Annotated in this window: 16 protein-coding genes; 14 read left to right on the forward strand and 2 right to left on the reverse strand. The window is 38.2% G+C overall.

Going from position 1 to position 21,926, the window contains the following annotated elements:
* The first annotated feature begins 63 nt into the window (after window positions 1–63).
* Window positions 64–765: a GntR family transcriptional regulator gene (locus GVV22_RS01425; protein WP_159648427.1), complete on the forward strand. Its 702-nt coding sequence runs from the start codon at window positions 64–66 to the stop codon at window positions 763–765.
* Between the two features lie 226 nt (window positions 766–991).
* A complete protein-coding gene (gene rlmD, locus GVV22_RS01430; RefSeq protein ID WP_159648428.1) occupies window positions 992–2,356 on the forward strand; it encodes a 23S rRNA (uracil(1939)-C(5))-methyltransferase RlmD in 1,365 nt (454 codons plus the stop codon).
* A 99-nt stretch (window positions 2,357–2,455) separates the two neighbouring features.
* Here rlmD and GVV22_RS01435 read toward each other — a convergent pair whose 3' ends face one another.
* On the reverse strand, window positions 2,456–3,289 hold the full coding sequence (locus GVV22_RS01435) for a helix-turn-helix transcriptional regulator (protein WP_159648429.1): 834 nt from the start codon (window positions 3,287–3,289) through the stop codon (window positions 2,456–2,458).
* A 95-nt stretch (window positions 3,290–3,384) separates the two neighbouring features.
* Here GVV22_RS01435 and GVV22_RS01440 point away from each other — a divergent pair, with 95 nt between their 5' ends.
* On the forward strand, window positions 3,385–5,118 hold the full coding sequence (locus tag GVV22_RS01440) for a glycoside hydrolase family 2 protein (protein ID WP_159648430.1): 1,734 nt from the start codon (window positions 3,385–3,387) through the stop codon (window positions 5,116–5,118).
* 21 nt (window positions 5,119–5,139) lie between these two features.
* Here GVV22_RS01440 and GVV22_RS01445 read toward each other — a convergent pair whose 3' ends face one another.
* The gene (locus GVV22_RS01445; RefSeq protein WP_159648431.1) at window positions 5,140–6,378 is read right to left on the reverse strand and encodes a competence/damage-inducible protein A; all 1,239 of its coding nucleotides are present in this window, start codon (window positions 6,376–6,378) and stop codon (window positions 5,140–5,142) included.
* Between the two features lie 145 nt (window positions 6,379–6,523).
* On the opposite strand from GVV22_RS01445, the gene GVV22_RS01450 reads away from it, so the two are divergent.
* From GVV22_RS01450 to GVV22_RS01500, 11 genes are all read left to right on the forward strand, one after another.
* A complete protein-coding gene (locus tag GVV22_RS01450) occupies window positions 6,524–8,119 on the forward strand; it encodes an ABC-F family ATP-binding cassette domain-containing protein (RefSeq protein WP_159636207.1) in 1,596 nt (531 codons plus the stop codon).
* A 143-nt stretch (window positions 8,120–8,262) separates the two neighbouring features.
* Entirely contained in the window at window positions 8,263–10,029 is a 1,767-nt protein-coding gene (locus GVV22_RS01455) for a phosphotransferase (RefSeq protein ID WP_159648432.1), read from the forward strand.
* Window positions 10,026–11,213, forward strand: a complete 1,188-nt coding sequence (locus tag GVV22_RS01460) for an ethanolamine utilization protein EutH (RefSeq protein ID WP_159648433.1) — start codon at window positions 10,026–10,028, stop codon at window positions 11,211–11,213. The genes GVV22_RS01455 and GVV22_RS01460 overlap by 4 nt, the downstream gene beginning before the upstream one ends.
* A 192-nt stretch (window positions 11,214–11,405) precedes the next feature.
* Window positions 11,406–12,254, forward strand: a complete 849-nt coding sequence (locus GVV22_RS01465) for a MurR/RpiR family transcriptional regulator (protein WP_159648434.1) — start codon at window positions 11,406–11,408, stop codon at window positions 12,252–12,254.
* Window positions 12,255–12,333: 79 nt separating this feature from the next.
* Complete coding sequence (gene murQ / locus GVV22_RS01470) at window positions 12,334–13,239, forward strand: N-acetylmuramic acid 6-phosphate etherase (protein ID WP_159648435.1); 906 nt, start codon at window positions 12,334–12,336, stop codon at window positions 13,237–13,239.
* Window positions 13,240–13,241: 2 nt separating this feature from the next.
* Window positions 13,242–14,387 carry an anhydro-N-acetylmuramic acid kinase AnmK gene (gene anmK / locus GVV22_RS01475; RefSeq protein ID WP_159648436.1) on the forward strand — a complete coding sequence of 382 codons (1,146 nt, stop codon included), beginning with the start codon at window positions 13,242–13,244 and terminating at the stop codon, window positions 14,385–14,387.
* Window positions 14,388–14,482: 95 nt separating this feature from the next.
* Window positions 14,483–16,273 carry a sulfatase-like hydrolase/transferase gene (locus GVV22_RS01480; RefSeq protein ID WP_159648437.1) on the forward strand — a complete coding sequence of 597 codons (1,791 nt, stop codon included), beginning with the start codon at window positions 14,483–14,485 and terminating at the stop codon, window positions 16,271–16,273.
* 20 nt (window positions 16,274–16,293) lie between these two features.
* Window positions 16,294–18,081: an LTA synthase family protein gene (locus tag GVV22_RS01485; protein WP_159648438.1), complete on the forward strand. Its 1,788-nt coding sequence runs from the start codon at window positions 16,294–16,296 to the stop codon at window positions 18,079–18,081.
* A gap of 177 nt (window positions 18,082–18,258) precedes the next feature.
* The gene (locus GVV22_RS01490; protein WP_159648439.1) at window positions 18,259–18,981 is read left to right on the forward strand and encodes a WecB/TagA/CpsF family glycosyltransferase; all 723 of its coding nucleotides are present in this window, start codon (window positions 18,259–18,261) and stop codon (window positions 18,979–18,981) included.
* Window positions 18,978–20,087 carry a non-hydrolyzing UDP-N-acetylglucosamine 2-epimerase gene (gene wecB / locus GVV22_RS01495; RefSeq protein ID WP_159648440.1) on the forward strand — a complete coding sequence of 370 codons (1,110 nt, stop codon included), beginning with the start codon at window positions 18,978–18,980 and terminating at the stop codon, window positions 20,085–20,087. The genes GVV22_RS01490 and wecB overlap by 4 nt, the downstream gene beginning before the upstream one ends.
* A gap of 14 nt (window positions 20,088–20,101) precedes the next feature.
* Window positions 20,102–21,913: an EpsG family protein gene (locus tag GVV22_RS01500; RefSeq protein ID WP_159648441.1), complete on the forward strand. Its 1,812-nt coding sequence runs from the start codon at window positions 20,102–20,104 to the stop codon at window positions 21,911–21,913.
* Window positions 21,914–21,926 lie beyond the last annotated feature (13 nt).

Below are 21,926 nucleotides of genomic sequence, written 5' to 3' on the forward strand. Positions count from 1 at the left end.
ACTGTATATTAGCTGTTAATAAGCTATAATTGTAGAAACAAAAGGATTGAGGGAGGTATGTCAGTGAACAGAAAAAAATTATTGTATTTAGAAGTAGCACAACAAATTAAGAAAGACATTCTCTCGGGCCGTTATCCTGTTGGCAGTTACATTCCGACAGAGCGTGAATTAGAAGAAATGTTTGCTGTTAGTAAAATCACAGTTCGTAATGCGGTAGAAATACTGAGTAATGAAGGATATCTTGAGAAAAAGAGTGGTAAAGGAACGACAGTTTTAAGTAATCGACTTTTCAATCGACTCTCAAAAGCAAATTCATTTTCTTCAATTCTTGAAAAACAGCACGAGTTGGAAAAGGAACTTATGGAAATTGACGTTGTTGATGTACAGAATAATGCTACATTATTTGAGGCGTTTGGTGAAACCGCAACGTGCCTAAAACGCATGTACTATTTGGACGGCGAACCGTACATTACGTTTGAACACTATTTTCCAGTCATGTCGATAAAACATGCCATCAATGAAATTGAATCAAATTCATTGTACAAATGGCTTGCGCTTAAAGGCTTTGATGTGGCACATTTTAGTGACCGTTTTTATGTAGTTGTGGATGTCGATCCGATGATTCGTAAGATTCTAAAACTCGAAGACCAACCTGTGTTATGTCGTGAACGTCACACAGAAAACGCGGAGGGTGAAGTTGTTGAAATATCCTACGGCTACTACAATACCGATGCGAAAGCATACCAGATTGACTATGAAATCTAAAAAATTTCAATGGAGCATCTTTTAAGATGCTTTTCTTTTGAGATATGAAGGATATCTGTTTACATATATAGCCCAAAATCATATACTAAACATGTTCGAAATTTTTAATAACTAAACTTCATGCGGAATCTTTCAGCACCAATGTAAACTCCACATTGCTGCAACCATGATTTTATTAAGAAATTTAAACCACAATCGATAACATAATCGAAGAAAGAAGGAAACCATGAATACTGATTCATTAAAGAAAAATGATATTCTTGAATTGACATTTATTGATATGTCATACGAAGGAAAAGGCGTCGCCAAAGTCGACGGTTATCCTATTTTTGTTGAGGGAGGAATTACGGGCGAAACTGCGTTAGTAAAGCTTGATCGCGTTGAGAAAAAATATGCCTTTGGTCGTATTACTGAACTTCTCATTCCATCACAAGATCGCGTCCATGTAAAACCGAAAGATCTTGCCCTAAACAGTACTATTCCACTCCAGCATGTAAGTTATTCTCGACAATTAGAACTCAAAACGAAAATTGTTGAGGATGCTTTCAAAAAAGACCCAATGTTTAAAAATGTATTGGTAAATCATATTATTGGAGCCGAAAATGAATGGCATTACCGTAATAAAACTCAAGTTCCGGTTCGAAAAGTTGATGATGCTATGGAGATTGGAGTCTTTAAACATAACTCGCACCAACTCATCCCAATTAACAACTTCAAAATTAATGCACTTGGAATTGATGAAATTGTTGTTGGAATTCGCGATATTCTTGTTGAGTTTAATGAAAAACCATATGATGCTCGTACAAATACAGGAAACATTCGTCACATCATTGTTCGCCATGGTCAAAATACTGGAGAAGTAATGGTTATTTTAGTAACACGTTCGAAGAGCTTGTTCCCGCAATCTAAAATTGTTCCGGCAATTGCAGCTCTATCGGATAATATTGTAAGTATCGTTCACAATGTAAATCCACTTAAAACCGCAGCTATCATGGGTCCAGAATCAAAAGTTATGTATGGCAAGGATACATTCAAAGAAGTTATTCTTGACAACACTTATGAGGTCACAGCGGAATCATTCCTACAAGTGAACACTCCGCAAGCGGAAGTACTCTATCAAACACTCTTAGATACACTTCAACTTGATGGAACGGAAGTCGTGCTTGATGCTTATTCTGGAATTGGAACAATATCACTGAGTCTTGCACAAAGAGCTAAGGAAGTTGTTGGAATTGAAATTGTTGAAGAAGCTGTTATTGTAGCCGTTAAAAATGCAGAGATTAATGAAATCTCAAATATTTCGTTCATTGCAGGAGATGTCATTGAGGGAATTAAAGAACTATCGTTAAAACCAGACGTAGTTGTTGTTGATCCGCCTCGAAAAGGGCTTGAATCATCATTTATTAATGACGTCATTGCATTAAAACCAGAGAAAATTGCGTATGTAAGTTGTAATCCTGCAACGCTCGTTCGTGATTTAAAACCATTCGTATCTGCTGGCTATAGCATTGATAGTGTTCAACCAGTTGATATGTTCCCACAAACAACACATATCGAATCTATCGTATTATTAGTTAAAAGCAGTATATAGTTTTTAAAGCAATCAAACTACGATATCGAAAAAGGAGCAAGTAAGAACTTGGCTCCTTTTTTGTGGGATAGAGTTAATTGCCTGATAATTCACAATGAGTTAATCGGATTTACGGCGATTGGTATTCCGCCATTGAGTGGGTGTATATCCACTTTTGCGTTTGAAAATATTAGAGAAATACTGCGGGTCGGAAAACGCCAACCGATCAGAAATTTGTTGAACTGTTAAAAAAGACTCCGAGAGCAGTAATTGTGCCATTTCGAGTTTCTTATCAAGAAGGTAATTGTAAGGCGTTTGGTGAAGTTGCTGCTTAAAAAGTCGGGTTAATTGCGAGGGCGACATGCTCACGTGGGCGGCTACTTCGCTAATCGATATGGTTGTAAATACTGAGTCATCGAATCGTTGTTTCGCCTTGTAGACAGATTCGCTGAGATGTAATGCATCGTTTTTGATGGAATGGTCATGAATAAGAAGAATCAATTTATGAAATTGAAGCGATGTATGCTGTGATCGTTGCTGTGGCGTTAAAGAATAATTTTCACATATAACCAGAAGCTCAGAGAGACAATCAAATACATCCAAATTCCGAAAAACATAATTATTGTGAATATGATACGTTTGAAGTAGCTGATCACATAAACTGCCTGACACATTAATCCATAGTTTATGGAGCGGATTTTTGGGGTTTGACCAATATTCATGATCATGATGCTTGGGTAGAATAAAAACATCCCCTTGTTGCACAATGTATTCAACACCATCAATTCTCAACGTTCCAGATCCAGATACAACATACTCAAAACTGTATATATGCGAATGTTGACGTTGGACATGATAAGTGGTGAATGGGTACGTGATTCCCGCTATCTCGATGCGGAAAAGGGAAGGTGTCTGAAAATGACTGGGTAAAAAACTAAGTATATGTTCTTTCATGCGTGTATTCCTCACTTACTTGATTGAAATATCCACCATTTATCAAATTGGTGATTGTATAATTCAATTATAGATAATAATGAAGGAGAACTCAAATGAATAATATACCCAGACATGAACATCCGAATCCGCAATTTGAACGTCAAACGTGGCAAAATTTGAATGGATTATGGGAATTCGATTTTGATTTTGGGAAGAGTGGTTTGGATCGTCAATGGCAAAAAGAACATACCTTTACACGGCAAATAACTGTACCATATCCACCTGAAAGCAAGCTTAGTGGCATTGTACATACTGATTTTATGCCGGCAGTATGGTATCAAAGAAATTTTGAGATTGATGCGGATCAACTTCAATCCGGGATCATACTTCACTTCGGTGCGGTCGATTATAAAACAGAAGTATTTGTGAATGGTCAGTCAATGGGTACTCACGAAGGCGGTTATGATTCATTTTCATTTGAAATTCAAGAGCATGTCCGTGTAGGTATCAATACTTTGACTGTTTATGTTGAGGATGATGTCCGTTCGGGAAGACAACCGAAAGGAAAGCAAAGTTCTTTTTACTACTCTCGGCGTTGTGATTATACTCGGACAACGGGGATATGGCAGACTGTGTGGTTAGAGTTTGTGCCTTTTATACGACTCGAAAGCATTCGATACTATCCAAACATCCATAATAGTACAATTGCGATCGAAGCGTTTACTACTAGAAAAGGGCAATTATCAGTTAAAGTTACCTATGATGGAAGGTGTGTCGGACACCATCAAACGACTCTCAATAAGCACGGATTTGTTCAAATAAAATTGGATGAGCTACATCTATGGGAAATCGGTGAAGGTGTATTGTATGATGTCACATTTTCTTTTGAAGATGATACGGTTCATAGTTATTTTGGGATGCGTGAAATTGAACTTGATGGATATGAATTTAAGCTCAACGGTAAAACAATATTCCAACGTTTTGTGCTGCTACAAGGATTTTATGAAGATGGTGTTTATACCGCGAAGGATGATGGAAGCCTAAAATATGACATTACTTTAAGTCAATCTATGGGCTTTAATGGCGCACGTTTGCATGAGAAAGCATTTGAACCGAGGTTCTACTACCATTGTGATCGCGCTGGATTTATGGTTTGGGCCGAAATGGCAAACTGGGGCATTGATCTATCGAATTACCAATCGATTACGGATTTTCTACCCGAATGGCAACAACTCGTTAAAAGAGATTTTAATCACCCATCGATTATCACCTGGAGTCCATTCAACGAGACATGGGATGTTGAGGGAAGGCCTCAACATGACGAAATTATCGAATTGATTTACCGAACGACCAAAGACATGGATCCAACACGACCATGTGTTGATACGAGTGGTAATTATCATGTTGTCACCGACTTTTATGATGTTCATGATTATACTCAAGATGCCGACCAATTACGTTATCATTTCCAAGGGATTCATCACCCAAATGGTGCATTCTGGGATGAACATGATGCCCGACAAACCTATAAACCGGGACAGGCATTTTGTATAAGCGAATATGGTGGTATTAAATGGGATCCAAGTGGCAAAAGTTCATGGGGTTATGGTACAGAACCACAATCTGAAACTGAATTTTTAGAGCGTTATGAAGGACTTACAAATGTTTTACTTCAGCACCCTCAATTATTTGGCTATTGTTACACACAACTGTATGATATTGAACAAGAAAAGAATGGGTTGTGTTACTATAATCGTAAACCCAAATTTGATACCGAACGCATTAAAGCTATCAACTTACAACCAGCGGCCATAGAATTGCTATCGGCGTTCGATGGGAAAGAATAAAAAAGCCTCAAGGGGCTTTTTTTACTTCAAATGTTTGTGAATTAAGGCAAGTGCAGCCTGAGATGCTGCATATCGAACACTTTCACGTTCTAGATGGCGATGACCAAACATATATTTTTCAGTAACACATCCAGCTGCCGTTGCAAGGCCGATATAGACTGTTCCTACAGGTTTTTGAACAGTTCCGCCAGTCGGACCTGCGATTCCTGTTATTCCGATACCATAATCGGCGTTAGCAAGTTTTTTAACGCCGAGTGCCATTGCTTCAGCTACCTCTTTTGAAACTGCTCCTACCGAATCAAAAAGAGACGAATCGACACCGAGGACTTGAGACTTCATGGTATTTGAATATGTGACTGCACCATAATTGAAAATGGCAGAACTTCCATTAATATCCGTAATACGTTTCGCAAGTAAGCCACCGGTGCAACTTTCGGCAGTTGCGATAGTTTGATTGCGTTTCGTCAATTCAAGAACCAGTTCTTCTTCTAAAGAGCCGATATTCACTCCCATAATATTGTCTGGGAAGGTTTCAAGAATGATGTTGACTGCGTTCTGATTCAAAGCATGGCCTTCGGCTTGTGAGCGTGCACGAGCACTAATCCGTATCATGACCCCATTTTCATGCAAATAGGGGGCAATGGTTGGATTGGTGCTTTCTACCATAAGACTGGAAAGTGCTTCTTCGATGTGTGACTCCCCAATACCCTGGATGTAAACACGATCGGAAACGATCATAAAGTCTCGTTTTTCTGCGAGGAACGGAATAACAGCATTCATAAACATCGGTTTCAGTTCCCGAGGTGGTCCTGGCAATAAAATAACTGTTTTGTCATTTTGCTCGATGAGTACACCGGGTGCGGTTCCGTAATTATTACCCAATGCTCGCGAACCATCTGGGATCATAGCTTGCTTAAGGTTGCTATGAGGCATAGCGCGATGTGATTTCTTGAAATAAGACTCAATCCGCTCTTTTGATGTCAAATCCATGACCATTTCCAAATTTAATGCTTGAGCAACGATTTCTTTTGTTACATCATCATATGTGGGTCCTAGACCGCCTGTGATGATGATCATATCACTACGGTTAAGTGATTGTTTGATTTGTGCTTCTAAGCGGGCGGGATTATCTCCGATTACTGTTTGAAAGTAATTGTTGATTCCGTAATCTTGTAAGTGCTTAGCGATGAATGTTGCATTTGTGTTTACAACATCTCCCATCAATAATTCAGTACCAACATTAATAATTTCTGCGTCCATAAGTTCACCTCAATATGGTTCTATTTTAGATGTAAATGAATATCAGTTCAAGCTCATCTTTCAAGAAGTATTGATCTCAAGACAATGAATACGTACCGATTCCATTTTTATGATATAATTGATTGGATTCAAAAGGAGAATGCGTGTGATTAGTACAAATAATTTATCATTAATGTTTGATGGGAAGGCTTTATTTGAAGATGTATCCATCAATTTCATAGAGGGAAACTGTTATGGGGTTATCGGTGCAAACGGTGCTGGTAAATCAACTTTTTTAAAGTTGTTATCAAAAGAACTCGATGCAACGGGTGGTCATGTATCAGTCCAACCTGGGAAACGTCTTTCATTTCTAAAGCAAGATCATTTTGCATATGATGAATTTACTGTCTTAGAGACAGTTATCATGGGAAACCAAGACTTATATGCCATCATGAAAGAAAAAGATGCAATCTATACTAAAGAAGATTTTAGTGAAGCAGATGGAATTCGTGCTGGTGAGCTGGAAGAGAAATTTGCAGATATGGATGGTTGGAATGCTGAAACCGAAGTATTCATGCTTTTAAATGGTCTTGGAATTGACAGTCAATATCATGAAGCTAAAATGGCGGATGTTCCTGCAGCTGATAAGGTTAAAGTCTTATTGGCACAAGCAGTATTTGGTAATCCAGATATTTTATTACTGGATGAGCCGACGAACCACCTTGATATTGAAGCAATTCAATGGTTGGAAGAGTTTATTATGAACTTAGATAATACAACTGTTATCATGGTTTCTCACGACCGTCACTTCTTAAATAAAACATGTACCCATATTGCAGATATTGACTATGGCAAAATTCAACTCTTTGTCGGAAACTACGACTTCTGGTATGAATCCAGTCAGTTGATGCTTCGTCAAATGAAAGATGCGAACAAGAAAAAAGAAGAAAAAATCAAAGAACTACAAGACTTTATTGCCCGTTTTAGTGCGAATGCCTCGAAATCTAAACAAGCAACATCGCGAAAACAAGCCTTAGCAAAAATTAATATCGAAGAAATGCAACCTTCAAAACGACGTTACCCATTTATCGAATTTAAACCAAAACGTAGTTTAGGTACTTCAATTCTACAAGTTGAAGACCTTACGAAAACAGGGGATGGCATTACCTACTTCAAAAATCTCAATCTTACTGTCGGAAATGGCGAAAAAGTAGCCCTAGTTGGTGAAAATGAACTTGCTAAGTCAATGTTCTTCGATGTCATTTCAGAAACGACACCTGCTGATTCGGGTTCGATTAACTGGGGATCTAGCGTTGAATATGCATACTTTAATAAAAACTTCGAAGAGAACTTCGAAGTTGATGAGCGCATCGTCGACTGGTTAATGGAATTTTCAGATGAAAAAGATGAAACATTTGTTCGTGGATTCTTGGGGCGTATGTTATTCGGTGGCGATGATGCATTGAAGAAAGTTAATGTTCTTTCTGGGGGAGAGAAAGTGCGTTGTATGATGTCAAAAATGATGATTTTAGGTGCCAATGTGCTCTTGCTTGATGAGCCAACAAACCACTTGGACATGGAATCAATTACTGCATTAAACAATGCGCTCATCAAATTCCCAGGTACAATTATTCTTGCATCCCATGACCACCAAATTATCGAAACAACAGCAACACGAGTCTTTGATTTTAAAGCAGATGGTTCTGTATTTGATTACCTTGGTACTTACGAAGAATATCTCGAGTTTAATAAAAATAAATAATTCAGGAAAAACGGTCGAAAACGACCGTTTTTTTTATACTAGAAAAATGTGATTTCTGTATTTAACAACAATATCACCGTTAAATATATTGCTTTCGTTCATTTTATGGTAGAATTAAGAAAATTATGAACAAGGAGAGATATATGATAACAAAAAATGAATTTGATATCCTAAAACTATTTCATCTCAATCAGTTTACAACACAGCGTGACGCAAGTGCGCTTAACCAACTATCTTTGGGTAGTGTTAACAGTGTTCTAAACACTTTAGTCGAAAACGAGTATATCAAAGACAACCAAATTACTGAAAAGGGAACAGCTGTCATGCAACAGTATAAAGTCGACAATGCGATTATTATGGCTGCAGGAATGGGCTCCCGGATTGCACCACTCGGTTATGAAAACCCAAAAGGACTTTTGAAAGTCCATGGTGAAATCCTTATTGAACGCCAAATTAAACAATTACAGGCATCCGGAATCAAGGACATCACACTTGTACTTGGTTACATGAAAGAGAAGTTCTTTTATTTAGAAGACAAGTTCAATGTAAAAATTGCCATCAATGAAGACTATTACCGCTACAACAATATTTCAACAATTTTGAAAGTAGCTTCAGAATTTAAGAATACTTATCTTTGTGTCTCAGACATATACTATGATGAAAATCCATTTGATCCCTATATGTACGGACCAAGTTATGCAGTAGTTCATGAACATGCAAATGTTCCGGGGGAATTCTATGCATTAATGAACTCACGTAAATTGATTAAAGATATCGAAATTGGCGTCGGTGAACCGTTGATGACAGGACACGCTTATTTTGATAAAGAGTTTTCGGATACATTTATTAATATCTTAAAAGAAGAATTCAAAGATGAAACGACACGTTATCGTTTGTGGGAATATGTCCTCATGAAACATATCGGAACATTAAAAATGTACGGTAAGGAATATCCAGCGAATTCAATTCATGAATTTGATAGTTTTGAAGATCTTCAAAACTTCGATACTTTGTATATTACGAATACCGATTCACAGATTCTAGAGAACATTACGACATCTCTAAATTGTGAGCTTAAAGATATCAAGAATATTGAGGCAGTCAAAAAAGGACTCACAAACTTGTCATTCAAATTTGAAGTCTTTGATAAAGTCTACATGTACCGTCATCCTGGTGTCGGAACAGATAGCTATATCAACCGCCGTGCTGAAGCCTATGCTCAAGAAGTAGCAAAGGAATATGGTCTTGATGATTCCTTTATCTGTATGAATCCAGATAAAGGTTGGAAAATTGCGAACTATATTACCGATACGCATACAATGGACTACCACAATGACTATGAAGTAAATGCGTCTCTTGAAATGATTCGTAAACTTCATGATCTCCAACTTGAAGGTAAATATGAATTCAATGTTTGGAAGAAAACAAATGATTTTATTGCGATGATTGCTGAAAAAGGACGTCATGATTTTGATGATTTCGATGAATTATACAATAAATTAGAGCGTGTTTTCCAATTTACGGAATCCGATAACTATCCGAAAATATTGTGCCACTGTGATTTCTATGATCCAAATATTCTCTTCCAAGGCACACGTCCATATCTCATTGATTGGGAATATGCTGGCGTTGACGATCCTGGTGTTGATTTAGGAACGTTTATTGCATGTTCAGATTACACCTTTGAAGAGGCTATGGATATTTTAGATCGCTACGAAGGCAAACCGATGAGTTTTGAACGCCGTCGCCACTTTATTGGCTACGTTGCACTCGCATCATATTACTGGTTTATCTGGGCTATTCTTCAAGAATCAAACGGCGCAACGGTCGGCGAATACCTTTACATTTGGTATCGTTCAAGTATTAAATATGCAAACAAAGCTTTAGCACAGTATGGAGAAACGCTATGAAAATAATTAGTGACGTTGTTGTCTACATCATCATGTTCTTTGCGGTATGGGGATGTTTGGCATCAATTTTTAAACCCGAAAGTGAAATGGGAAACCAATTCCTTGAAGGAATCAATGCAATCGGAAGTATTTTCTTACCCGTTGCCGGTATTATGGCATCCTTGCCAATCTTAATCAGTTTGATTACAAACTTTATCAGCCCAATTTTTGCCTTCTTTGGTGCAGATCCAGCAATCGCAGCAACGACATTTCTCGCTGTCGATATGGGAGGGTATCAACTTGCGGAATCATTAGCAGTAACAAAAGAATCATGGATTATGGCAACAACGGTAGGGTATATGGCTGGTGCTACCATCGTTTTTAGTATTCCTGTGGCTTTGAAAACGGTAAAAGAAAAATACCACCGTCAAATGTCATTAGGAATTATGATTGGATTTATTACGATACCTGTTGGGGTTCTTGTAAGTAACATTATTATTGCGTTGATGAGTCCAAGTGTGCGTGCCTTGTCGAGCACAAGTGCTGCAGCTCAAACAGTTATCTTGAACATGACCTTCCAAACAATCTTTCTTAACTTGATTCCATTACTCATTATTTGTTTCTTGATGGCGTTTGGCTTATGGAAAAAACCAGATATGATGATTGCTGGATTCAAAGGCTTTGGCCGATTCATGGATGCATTTACCAAAATTGTCTTTACTTTAGTGGTAGTTGAGTACTTTACAGGCATTTTTAGTACACTCTTTGGTGTTTGGCCATTTGAACCCATCATTGCAGATGAAGCAGATATTAACCGTGCACTTGAAGTTGCTGGGTACATTGGCATTATGCTCTGTGGGGCATTTCCAATGGTGTATTTCATGCAGACACGTCTCGAGAAACCGCTGGAACGTTTGGGTAACAAAGTTGGACTTTCATCGATAGTGGTGACAGGTATTCTCGCTGCTGCAGCGAATGTCATCGCACTCTTCTCGATGATTGACGATTCATTCGAAGATCATGAAATCATCGCAGTCATTGCTTTTTCAGTTTGTGGTGCGTTTGTAATCGGCGACCATCTTGCGTTCACCGCTAACTTCCAACCAAACTTAATCGTACCGGTTATGATTGGTAAGCTTACTGCAGGAATCGTTGCAGTCACAATCGCTTTAAAGGTCTTTAAACCTAAGAAATCGCTAAACTAACAAATAAGGACTTTGAGTTTCGATTCGAAGTCCTTTTTGTTTGCACTTTTCTTTGAATAAGTTGTTTTTATAGTTCTTTTTGTAATACTGAGTACCGAAAACACGGTAATTGTGGTATCTTTTGTGATATATTTCCCATTTATTAGGAAATACGTTACCATAAGGTTAAATAAGCAATTTTGGGAGGCTTCTATGAGTAGTATATATCGCATTAAAGAGAATATGGGGACCTATACAGATACAGAGTTACGGATCGCGAATTATATTCTTGAAAACAAGGAGTACGTTATCACGCTCTCATCACAAAAATTAGCAGAAGCGGTTGACTCATCTGCGGCAGCCGTTGTACGTTTTTCGAAAAAAATTGGCTACAAAGGGTTTACCCATCTCAAGGTAGAGCTCGCAAAATCCAAAGAAGACATCGAAGTTATTGATTCGATAAATCGATTGATTACGCAAGATGACTCGGTACAAACCATGATTCAAAAGTCGAAGTTTGGTAATGCCGAAACGTTTGATAAGACATACAAACTTCTTGATGTGGACCAACTTGTAAAGGCAATCGAAACGATGAAGGGGGCCCGGCGTATTTATCTGCTCGGAATTGGTGGGTCGAGTCTTCCAGCACAAGATTTGTATCAAAAGTTAACGCGAATTGATAAACAGGTGCTGTATTTTGATGATTTTCACTTGATGGTATCTGCGATGACACATATAAATCAGAATGATGTGGTTATTGCATTTTCTTATTCGGGCATGACGCGTGAAATTCTCATTGCACAACGTGAAGCAACCGAAGGTGGGGCTTGTGTTATTGCCGTTACTCAAGTTGGTCGTAACGACCTCTCTCGTTATGCAGACATCGTTTTACATATTCCAAAAGAAGAGTCAGAGCTTCGTTTGGGGTCCATTGCATCACGATTTTCAATGCTCGCAGTTTCCGATTTACTCTATTTAGGTGTTGCAAAGGACGACATTGAATCAACCCGTAAAAAGCTGGTTGCATCACGTCAAAGTGTTAAAACAATCCGTGATATTTAATAAAATTTCATAAAAAGGTAAAAGGGTTTGAAATAACATTTCAAACCCTTTATAATGGAGTTAAAGTGAGGATGAGATTATGAAAATTGATTTGAGTAAGATAGGGACAGAGCAACAAAATAAAAATACGATGCATATTGATACGCTCGAAACGGAAGCAATGATTCGTTTGATTAATCAAGAAGATCAAGCAGTTATTGATGCAGTTGGCGCAGCTGTACCACAAATTGCGAAAGCAGTTGATGCAATCTATGAAACAATTTTAAAGGGTGGACGCCTTGTATACATTGGCGCTGGAACATCGGGTCGTCTTGGGGTTCTGGATGCATCCGAAGTACTTCCAACATTTGGGATGGGCGAAGAAGCCGTTGTGGGATTAATTGCTGGTGGTGATGTTGCATTACGTCATCCAGTTGAAGCCGCAGAAGATAATGAAACAATTGTTGTTGAAGATCTAAAACGCATTAATTTTAATGAGAACGATATTCTTTGTGCGATTGCGTCATCAGGACGTACACCATATTGCGTTGGTGGCTTAAAGTATGCACGTAGCCTCAATGCTAAAACAATTTCTTTAGCATGTGTTGCTGACAGTGTTATCGCACAATATGCCGATTATCCAATCGAAGCAGTCGTTGGACAAGAAGTTGTTACAGGTTCAACACGAATGAAATCAGGTTCAGCAACAAAAATGGTCCTAAACATGTTATCAACAGGGGCTATGATCAAATACGGTAAAGTATATGGAAACCTCATGGTTGACGTTAAAACAAGCAACGCAAAATTAGTTGAACGTGCAAAAGGTATTATCATGAAAGCGACGGGTGTTGACTATGACCGTGCTGCTTACTTACTTGACGCAAGCGGAAACCATGTGAAAACAGCAATTGTCATGCAAGAGACAGATACAACTCAAGCAGAAGCGAAAGCACTACTCGAAGCAAATGAAGATCGCATTGCACTCGCAATCGCAAATCGAGGCTAATAATGACAGAAAAAATCGCCATAGGATTGATGTCAGGAACGTCATTAGATGGTGTTGATGCTGTACTTACGAAAATTAGTGGGTATGGCGTTGATACAAATCTTGAAGTTTTAGGATTTACATCACTCGACATTGATGACACACTCCGTCAAAAAATACTCAATGTTAGTCACCCAGAATCATCACGTGTTGATGACATTACATCATTAAACATGGAACTGGGAATGGTCTGGTCAAATGCAGTAACAAAATTATTGGATGAAACTCAGTATAAAGGTGCGATTGACTTTATCGCATCACATGGGCAAACAATCCATCACTTGCCAAATGCAAAAGCACCTCATGTTCGTTCAACCTTACAAATTGGAGATCCGTCTTATTTGGCATATGATCATAATACAGATGTTGTCTTTAATTTTAGAATGATGGATATGGTTGCTGGTGGTGATGGTGCACCGTTAGTCCCATATACTGAATTTGTACTTTATCGGGACGCTAAAAAGACCCGTCTGCTGCAAAATATTGGCGGAATTGGTAATGTCACTGTTATTCCAGCCAATGCACAACTTGATGATGTCAGTGCATTTGATACAGGTCCTGGTAATATGATGATGAATGCTGCAATGGCATACTTCTACCAAAAACCGTACGATAAAGATGCTGCAATGGCAAAGCAAGGTCGTTTAATTCAAGATTTGTTTGATACGCTAGCAACTAATTCATATCTGAACATCGCACCACCTAAATCAACAGGTCGTGAAATGTTTGGTGAAGATGTTGTAAAGGAAATTTGTGAAAGTTATCCAGATCAGGCGAATGATGTTCTTTACACTTTGACATACTTTACGGCATTCACGATTGCTCAGGCTTACAAAGACTTCGTGATGCCACATCACACAATTGATGAAGTTATTCTTGGTGGGGGAGGAGCATACAATCCACTCCTTGTATCCTTAATTGATGAAATGCTTGATGGCATCGTAGTCATCACTCAAGAATCTCTAGGATTCTCAAGTGATGCTAAAGAAGCAATCGCATTTGTAATCTTAGGAAATGAAACTCTAAATAAGCAACCAAGCAATGTTCCAACAGCAACTGGAGCATCAAAACCAGTCATTTTAGGACAGATTCAACCAAAACCATTTTAAGCGCTACTACAGCGCTTTTTTAATAAATATCACGAAATGTTATTGTTTTGTTAACTGAAAGTGTTATCATAAAAGCATTGAGTGAGGGAATTAATATGCTATTTAATGTAAGTCTTATAATTCTGTTTCCGCTTCTAGGTGCATGGATTCTAGTTAAAGCAACACGACAAACCATGAAGGTTCGCGATGTAGCGGCACTAGCTATGTTATTAACGGTAACAATCAGTAATGCAGTGAACTGGATCATGCGCGGTAAATCAGTAATTGGTCATGTCAACCGCAATCCACGATTCTATGCGTTACATATTGGTATTGCTCTAGTAGTTGTTTTAGCATCATATTTAATTATTCGAATGATGAAGAAAAACAATTATACAATCAGAATCTACCGGTTTTACACCGCAAGTATACTCAGTATCTTGTTATTTATGATTATTTATATTCTTTGGATTCTAAGTACAATGGGAACACTAACCTTTGATATTGTGCTTAACAACATTATTTCACCAATTAACACACAAACAGGTACTTTTATAAATGACATTGTTGGTCTTGGTAGCAACTTTGTTGCTATCTTCTTTGGATTCTTTACAATCGCATACTCAAAAGATTTAGTGACGCCAATTCGTTGGAAATCACGACGTAACACACCACTATGGGTCCGCTTCACGAATCGAATGGGTGTGGCAATAATTGCAGTCTTGGTAGTGTCATTATCATTCCAAGCTTTATATGTACCACAAATCATTAGTTATGCATTGTCAAATGATACCTTCTTTGAAGATCATTATGTAAATCCACATGATGCAAACTTACAATTTCCCGAAAAGAAACGAAATCTAATCTATATTTTCGTTGAATCATTGGAAACAACCTATCTTGATAAAGAACGTGGTGGCAATCATGATGTGAATATGATTCCAAATCTAACACGTTATTTGGAAGGCGGAGCTGTTAATTTTTCAAATACGGATGCGCCTTATGGTGGAATTCAAAATGTCCCTGGAGCAACATGGTCAATTGCCGGAATGTCAACGCAGATGTCTGGGATTCCTTATAAGAAGCCGCCAGGAGAACGTGAGGATGGCTATGTTGAATCGTTTTTGCCAGGGATGGTAAACCTTGGTGACATTCTTCACGAACAAGGCTACCGTCAACGACTTATTGCAGGCGCGAATGCCTCATTTTATGGCATCCGTAGTTTCTATGAGCAACACGGTAATTACGAAATATACGATTGGGGTAAAGTTAAAGAAGTCGGTTGGCTGGATAAAGACTACTTAGAGTGGTGGGGCTTTGAAGACCGAAAACTCTTTGATATGGCTAAAATGTCATTGAATGAATTCAGTCAATCCGATCAACCGTTTAATCTTGTATTAGAAACCAATGATCTTCACTTTCCAGATGGATATATCGACTCGACATGTGAAAAACCGTTTGGACAACCATATGCAAATGCAATTAGCTGTAATGACGCTGCAATCGGCGAGTTCTTAGATTGGGTCGTTCAACAAGACTTTTATGAAAATACGACGGTAATTATTAACGGCGATCATTTGAGCATGGATGCAACATATTTCCAAACACTTGATCAATCATACGACCGTACAACGTTCAGCATGTACCTCAATTCTACTTGGGATAAAACATTGCCACAGACAACGCTTAAAAACCGCACATATTCTGCACTCGATGTTCTTCCAACTGCGCTATCAGCGTTAGGGGTATCGTTTGATGGATCGCAACTAGGAATAGGGGTTGATCTTTCTTCGGGAGAACAAACACTTTCTGAAAAATACACAATCGAGTATTTACGAAAAGTAATGGAAATGCGTAGTGAATTTTACGAATCAAACATTCTGACAGTTTCGTCAGATGATAATTAATACATCTACTGGAGGAAAGCATGTTTTTTCAAATTTTTATAACACTAATCTTACCGCTTATACTAAGTTTGGGGCTTTGGTTTCTATCAAAACGAAACATCGATCTAAAGACACATTTTGGATTAACTGTCATTATGACATTAATCGTGACCAATGTTTTTAGTATCGTTAAGTATGATGCAAGTTTCCTAAATCAATATTTTACGGCAAAACGTGCCTTTATCTATTTTTCTGCGATAGTATTTGTCGCAGCTATTGTCGCATTCATTATTTGTAATGCTAAAACCAAACTAAAAAAATTACCAATTTATAGAATGTTCTCATGGATTGCACTATCCGTTGTTTCTGTTGGTACACTTTATTATTTATGGTTGTTGGGTTCATTAGGTAACATTACTTTTGATATCATTCTTTTCAATATCTTATCACCAATAAACTCTGAAACCGGAACATTTACACGTGATATTATTGCAATTACGGTGCCTAGTGTAGTAAGTGTCATCGCGTGGCGTTTTGTCATTTACTCAGATATTCTCACAACACCGATTAATAAAGAAAGTAAATCGCGCGTCGGAATCCTACCTAAGATTTTTTCACGAGCATTACCACTTGTTCTTGCAATTGCAGTCCTTATGCATGCGTCGTATACGTTAAAAATGCCGGAAATTTATAATTACTTCACCTCGGACAATGAGTTGTTCGAAACGTACTATATCGATCCAAATTCGGTCGATATTAATTTCCCGGAACAAAAACGCAATCTAATCTATATCTTCTTTGAATCATTAGAAGCAACATACTTTGATAAAGCAAATGGCGGTGCGATGGAACAAAACCTGATTCCATCCCTAACCAAATATCTTGACGATGGCGAAGCAGTCAACTTCTCCCATCAATCAACATATGGCGGAATCCGTACAGTTCCAGGGGCAACATGGTCTATCGGGGGTATGGTCACCCAAACAAGTGGAATCCCATATGTTTGGCCACCAACATCACATGAAGATGGAACCGTCGAAAATTACATGCCAGGATTGACGAACCTTGGTGATATCCTTTATGCGAACGGATATCACAATCGACTCATAGTCGGCGCAAGAAGTTCAGATTATGGTGTCAAGAGTTTCTACGAACAACATGGTAACTATGACATTTATGACCGACTACATTATATCGAAACAGGTCAGTCATCACACGAGTACTTCAAAGGGCAATTCGGAATTGAAGATCGTACAATGCTAGAATTCGCAAAAGAATCAATTCTTGAGATGAGTGCCGAAGAGCAACCATTCCATGCAGTTATAGAGACAGTTGATACGCACTTCCCAGATGGTTATGTTGACGAGCTCTGTGATGCACCATCAATTCATCCTTATGAAAACTCAATTACATGTGATGAACGTATTGTTGCAGATTTCATTGATTGGATTAAAGCTCAGGACTTTTATGAAAACACAACAATCGTCGTTAATGGAGACCACTTAAGTATGGATAAGACATACTTTACAACGATTGATTCGGATTACGAACGCACTACATTCAACATGATTATCAATCCAGTATGGGATGAGTTGGATCCAAGCATTACTCGTAATCGAGGATTTAATGCTACAGATATTTTCCCAACTGTTCTATCGGCTATAGGTGTAGAAATTGAAGGATCAAAACTGGGGATCGCAACTGACTTAAGTTCAGGCGTTCCGACCCTGACCGAAATTATAGGTCATGATCCAATCTTCAAGGCCCTTGGTGAAACAAGCCAATACTATAACCGTAAAATTTTCTGGAACAAAGATAACAACGAATAGAGCCTAAACCTAAAGATTTTCTTTAGGTTTTTTCTTGTTTTGAAGTAAATTTAGTGGTGAAGTAATCATGATATATTCATCAGGAATGGTTAACTATGGCCACCAAGTATGATATTATAGATACAGATATTTACGAACTGAACGTATCGGTTTATAAGTGCCGAAAGGAATTGAACAATGAAAGACTTACTCAAAAAAGTCACGCAAATGTCGCGTGACGAAGTCAATGAATTTTTGACACAAAAAATTATGCAACACGAACGGGTCAACTTAGTGACAGCAAACCCGGAAATTATGATGCATGGAAGCCAGGATGCTTCCATTGCTCATTTACTTCTTGATGAATCCACACTCATAACTCCAGATGGAATCGGGGTTGTGAAAGGGTACAACAAGCTCTTTTCTGCAGATATTAAACGCATTACTGGCGTTGATACAGTGAGCGACATGCTTAGAATTTCGAGTGAGCAAGGTTTCTCGCTTTTTGTCTATGGTGCAAAACAAGAGGTTCTCGAAAAGTTTAAAGATATTCTTGATAACGAATATCCAGGAATTGTTATTAATGAACTGCTTAATGGCTATGACAATACATTTGAAGATGCAATCGAAGCGATGAAAGGGTATAACTCTGACCTTGTACTGGTCGCGTTGGGAGTGCCGCGTCAAGAACGTTTTATGATTGAAGCTACAGCAATTCAACAAGGTGTCTTCATCGGATGTGGTGGTAGTATCGACGTTTTAAGCGGTATGATTAAACGTGCACCTAAGTTAATCATGGCAATGAACCTTGAATGGCTCTACCGTATCGCATTTGATCCCAAACGTATGAAACGTTTTTGGAACAACCAAGTTGTCTTTATGAGAAAAATTTACAAACTTAAATCGGAGGAAAAACAATGATTAAAGTATTATCCATATTTGGTACACGCCCAGAGGCGATTAAAATGTGCCCGCTTGTCAAAGAACTGCAGTCCCGCGAAGCAATTCAATCGGTTGTTTGCGTGACAGGTCAACACCGTGAAATGTTAGATGCTGTCCTTGACGTCTTTGACGTTGTCCCTGATTACGACCTTGCAATCATGAAACCAAAGCAAACCTTATTCGACGTTACAACTGAAATTTTAAACCGAATCAAAGAAGTCTTAGAAATTGAAAAACCAGATATTATTCTCGTACATGGTGACACACAAACAACATTCGTTTCAGGGCTTGCCGCATTCTACATGCAAATTCCTGTAGGGCATGTTGAAGCTGGATTAAGAACATACAATATCTATTCACCATTCCCTGAAGAATTCAACCGTCGGGCTGTGGGTCTCTTTGCTGCGAAACACTTTGCACCGACACAACAGTCTTACGATAACTTGATTCGTGAAGGAATCTCCGAAGAACTTGTGGTTATTACTGGTAATACCGCAATTGATGCTTTAAAAACGACGGTTCGTGATAATTACGACCATCCAATCCTCCAATGGGCAAAAGGCAGTCGTTTAATTCTTATAACCGCACATCGCCGTGAGAATATTGGGGAACCGATGCGTCAAATGTTCAAAGCCATTAAACGCATTATCGACACCCATCCAGATACTAAAGCAGTCTATCCAATTCATATGAATCCCGTTGTTCGAAGTATCGCAGATGAAATTCTCGGAGATGACGATCGCATTCGTATAATTGAACCGCTTGACGTGATTGATTTCCACAACTTTTTAAATGCGTCATACCTTGTATTAACCGACTCTGGGGGAATCCAAGAAGAAGCACCAAGTTTAGGGAAACCAGTTTTAGTTATGCGTGATACAACTGAACGTCCTGAAGGAATCGCTGCTGGAACACTCAAACTTGTCGGTGTTGAAGAAGCTCCAATTTATGATGCATTCTATGATCTATTGAATAATCAAGAAACTTACGATGCTATGTCTCATGCAACGAACCCTTATGGTGACGGAACCGCATGTGTTCAAATTGCAGACTCCATTATCCAAATGTTCCAAGATAAGGCGTAGAGAAGGGGTAAATTATGTATTATTTACTATTCATCTATCTTCTGGCAATTAGTTTTATCCCGTTGCCAAAGAAATACGAACACAAAGATAAACTCATACGCTTAATCTTTGCGGCAGTGCCACTGATTCTTATTTCAGTTATGAGATATGGTGTGGGTGCCGATTACTTTTCATATCAGTATCTCTACGATAAGACGTCTTTTGTATCTACCTCTGTTATGCGATTGGAATTTCCCAACATAGATATTGGCTTTCTATATCTGATGAAAGGGTTCGGATTGCTACATATCCCATATTGGGGCTTTGTTGCAATCCTCTCTACACTCCAAATCTTGGCAATCTCTTGGTGGATTTATCGAAACTCTGAAAATGTTGGTCTATCTATGGTTGTCTACTATGCAATGTTCTTATTTGTATGGAACTTTAGTGCATTACGACAAGGTCTTGTGATTACATTTGCTCTTCTCTTATTTGATAAAGATTTTGAAATGCCTGTATGGGCTGAAATCCTATTAATTCTTGGACTATCGCTCTTCCATTCAAGTGCCTTGATTTTACTCTTGTATGTTATTTCAAAACGTATCAATATCTCCAAAAATGCGATTCTTGTCATTTTTGTTACATGCATTGTTATCAGTTTATTACCATTCAGTACGTTACTTGGAAGATTTGCTCATATTGAAATTGTGGCGCGTTTCCTTGAATATGTCGGAATAACGGGTTATCGGAACCTTCTCTTATTTGCATCATTAGCTAGAATTGCTTTATTTGTAGGAACGTTCATTTTCTATAAAGCAATTGCTTCAGACGATTACTCAAAGAATATCGTCAATGCATTTCTACTTGGATTTGCACTTTATCTTGCATTGTCATTTGCTCCCGTAGCTGCAGGACGTTTTGCATCTTACTACTATATACTTGCAATTCTTGTGTTCCCGATGATTGTTACAAAAGTTCCAGAAGTTTACTCGCGACTATTCTCAGCAATCAATATTGTGGTGACCAGTGCACTCGTAATTTTCTTGGGCGTTTCACTAATGAAAGAAGTAAGTACAATGGCAGAACAAACTGAGTATGTTGGGGATGCACGAATGATGCCATATACGACACTCATGAATAAAGATGCAACTCAGTTTAAAAGCACTTATGCTCATCTAGTTTATGATTATGAACAACGTGATGAACGTTATCAAGAATTTAAATCCAAAGAACCAATGGTAACTGCTGCAATTACACCTGCGCGCGAGCAAGATACGTTTGTTTCTGTTTGGTCGGAAAGTCTTCAAACATATATTTACTTGAACCAAAGAGGGGAACGTGTTACTGATTTAACATCGAATACACGAAGTCCAATCTATGGATACAATATTATGTATCCAAACTTTTATGCAGGATATCCAATTGATTCTGTTTACAATTTAGTGACTGAATCAATTTCCGATCCACGTACAATTGCTCCTGAAGTATCGCTTGATTTCGCTCGCAGTAATGAGTACCCAGTGACTGCTGAGATGACGCAAAACGAACTTGATTCACGAATTCTAGCTTTATTTGATGATGTCACACAAATCACGAACATTTTAGAACGGACCTTCGTACAAAATGATTACAAAATCTACGAAATTGTCTTCCAGACCGTTCCAATGCATGTCTACACAGATATGGATAATAAGCCATTGGTTAATCGTCACTTTTCAACAGGAACACGACTCTATAACAATGCGTTTATAGTTACAGAAGGTTTTAAAACTCGTGAGATTTATAATCTCGACAATACATTAATTTGGGTAGAACCCGCACAATCAACAAGTACGATTAAGAATTAGAAAGAAGGTGTCA

Origin of the sequence: Erysipelothrix aquatica (genome assembly GCF_009828825.1) — a bacterium.
Taxonomy (GTDB): domain Bacteria; phylum Bacillota_I; class Bacilli_A; order Erysipelotrichales; family Erysipelotrichaceae; genus Erysipelothrix; species Erysipelothrix aquatica_A.